This is a genomic window from Microcoleus sp. K4-B3, from assembly GCF_036704615.1.
Classification (GTDB): Bacteria; Cyanobacteriota; Cyanobacteriia; order Cyanobacteriales; family Microcoleaceae; genus Microcoleus.
On sequence record NZ_JAUBSF010000195.1, the window covers coordinates 1 to 2421 of the forward strand.

The following is a 2421-nucleotide window of genomic DNA, read 5'->3' on the forward strand; positions in this document are numbered from 1 at the left end:
AACGCATAATTGATTTTCCACTTACTGATAAATGGAGATGATACTCCCAATATCTTTTGAATAGTTTCGCGGCGGACTCCTTCAATTAACAGGCGGATGTGCGATTCGTTTAACCGAAATGGAGAGATTTCCAAGGATGGTTAGCCCAACCAATTGGTTGGTAAGTAGGTCGGCGAGAAAAAACACAACTATGTTAAGATACATAAATAAAACTCTAGCTCTAGTGGGGTAACTAATATATGGGCGCTCGATTAAGAGTATTTCTGACTCAAAAGCAAGACAAAACCCTATTAAATCTGAGAACTGGGAAAGTACCACAAAAAGTCAAAGCTCGAGCTCTTGTAATCAGGTTAAATGCACATGGCTGGTATGTGGAGAAAATAGCTGCTCACTTTGGCTGGGCTTCACAAACGGTGAGAGTAGTTTTACATAAATGGGAAAAGTTTGGTATAGAAAGCCTTTGGGAAAAGCCAGGTCGAGGCGGAAAATCGCAGTGGAAAGACTCTTGATATAGAGTTTTTGGAAGAATGCCTTAAAAAAGAACCACGTACATATAACAGTTTTCAATTAGCTGATAAATTAGAAAAAGAGCGCTCGATTAAATTAAGTCCCGACCGATTAAGACGGGTACTAAAAAAAAGGGGATTATTTGGAAAAGAGCTAGTCCAAGTCATAAAGGAAAACAAGACCCCAAAGAACGAGAAATAAAGCAATCAGACCTAGATCTGCTGGAATTAGCAGCGGCAGCGGGAGAAATCGACTTAAAGTATTTAGATGAATCAGGATTTTGTGCGTGGAGTAAACCGAGTTATACCTATTATCAAAAAGGTGAGCAAAAACGGATAGAACAGACTAAAAATCGAGGTCGTAGATTAAGCATTGTTGGGCTTTTTGAACCGTTAAGTAGTTTTGTCTATGGTTTGGTCATTGGAGGTGTAGATCGAAAAGCTTATATTCAGATGATGGAGCAAGAAGCCTTGATCTGCTGCTGAGATGAAACGGCTCCGCATCATCGTACAAGACAACGGGCCAATACACAAATGCCAGGAGGTTAAACAGTTATGGGCAAAGTGGGAAGAGCAGGGTTTATATATCTTTTTCTTGCCCAAATATTGTGACGAAATGAACCCAATTGAATTAGAGTGGCAACACATTAAAGAAGATGAATTAGCCGGGCAAATGTTTGACGATGAATTAGAACTCGCCTACGCCGTAATTGAGGGAGTAGAAGTTAGAGGCAAAAGAGGAAACTACAGTACACAACGTATTAAATTTAAGTCCCGTCACCCTACTTAATGTTTTGTTACATACTTGTAATTTTTCCCGCCGACCTACTTATAACTAAATACATATCTAGGTGCAGGATACACAAGTTCTTAGTCCTAGCCTGCAAGTGCAGCAGTGAAAGCATATCCCCTACTTTGTCGGGTAGCAACTAACAGAGTAAAGCGGGGGTAAAAGACAGAAATACTGGTAGCCGAATCTGGTAACTGTTGAGCAAGAGTTCATGTGTAGCGAAAGCAAAGATGTATCTGAACCATCGTTAGTTAAGATGGTCTAACGGCTGATTACTGGAGTTTAGACTAAGTAAAATATCCAGGGATAAAAAAAGGGTGTCTGAATTGAAAAGCAGACCCCACGAAAGCAGAAACTAAGAGTAGTACCACCCACCCTTAGCTGCCAATATGCACCTTGCCAAATTAAAAGAATTTCGTCAAGCGGCTTATCAGTATTTATGTCGGGCCCACGATGCGACGTTTGAATTGACTGATGCCATCCTATTGACTCGCCATGTCCACTGTCTAGCTGACTTGTCCCTGTGTCCTGTGTTTCGCCGACGCTGGTCAAGTATTTATGAAGCCTTACAAGATTGCCGTCCAGCGGGCGCGTAAATTGATGCAGATATATATTAAACACATCCCAAAAGATATCCGTCCCATACTCGCCATAGATCATACCAGTTGGCCGCGCCCAGATGCTGTAACTCTGCAAGAACGAACAATTGAACATCAAGCAACGGATATCCCTGGAAACCGACCAATTACTTTGGGCCAAGGTTACAGTACAATTGCTTGGGTTCCAGAGAGCGAAGGTAGTTGGGCTTTACCATTACGGCACGAACGAATTACCAGTTGGGAAAGTCCTATTGACAAAGCTGTCTGGCAACTACGACAAGTCAGCCAATATCTACCCTCACGACCAATTGTACTCATAGACAGTGAGTATGGTTGTGCCCCTTTTGTCCTGAAGACTGCGGGCATTCAAGCTGATAAATTAATGCGTTTGCGCTCATATTTATAGTCATTTCAAATAAATGTGAGACAGAGGTAAGATCATGATAAAATCGATAAAAATAGTTAATTACAAAAAAATGGCTTACAGTCTAGACCTAAGACAAAAAGTAGTCAATTATGTGGAAAA

General features: G+C 41.1%; 1 protein-coding gene and 1 pseudogene. Both read left to right on the plus strand.

The genetic code is table 11. The annotated features are described in order from the left end of the window. Positions 1 to 239 precede the first annotated feature (239 nt). Positions 240 to 1296: pseudogene (locus tag QUA78_RS32200) on the plus strand (IS630 family transposase). A 558-nt stretch (positions 1297 to 1854) separates the two neighbouring features. Next, the gene (locus tag QUA78_RS32205) at positions 1855 to 2301 is read left to right on the plus strand and encodes a transposase (protein WP_333307264.1); all 447 of its coding nucleotides are present in this window, start codon (positions 1855 to 1857) and stop codon (positions 2299 to 2301) included. Positions 2302 to 2421 lie beyond the last annotated feature (120 nt).